Raw genomic sequence first — 366 nt, forward strand, 5'->3', positions numbered from 1 at the left:
ATGCGGCTCGTCCACCCCGGCCCGAGCAGCCGCCGCGCCACCACGCGATCGACGAGCGGCCGGGGACCGCCGATCGCCCCGATGCGCAGGTCGGGTCCGTGCGACTTCGAGAACGACCGCACGTGCAGCACCCGGTCCGGCAGCCAGGTCGCCAGGGTGACGTCGGGGGAGGAGCTGATGGCGCCCGAGTGATCGTCCTCGATCACGATGGCGTCCTGCGCGGTGCGGCTGCGGTCGAGGATGCCGGCGAGCGCCTCGGCGCGGGCCGGTGTCATCGAGATGCCGGTGGGGTTGTGGGCGCGCGGCTGCAGCAGCACGATCGCGGGCGTGGCGCCGAGCGCCGCGGCGAACGCCTCCGGTCGCATC

The 366-nt window shown here is 74.9% G+C and carries 1 protein-coding gene; it reads right to left on the minus strand.

Going from position 1 to position 366, the window contains the following annotated elements:
• The coding region (locus FJ658_RS16590) for an aminotransferase class I/II-fold pyridoxal phosphate-dependent enzyme (protein ID WP_370454826.1) at positions 1-366 on the minus strand (366 nt) is incomplete at both ends.

The organism is Schumannella sp. 10F1B-5-1, assembly GCF_006517535.1.
Taxonomy (GTDB): Bacteria; Actinomycetota; Actinomycetes; order Actinomycetales; family Microbacteriaceae; genus Schumannella.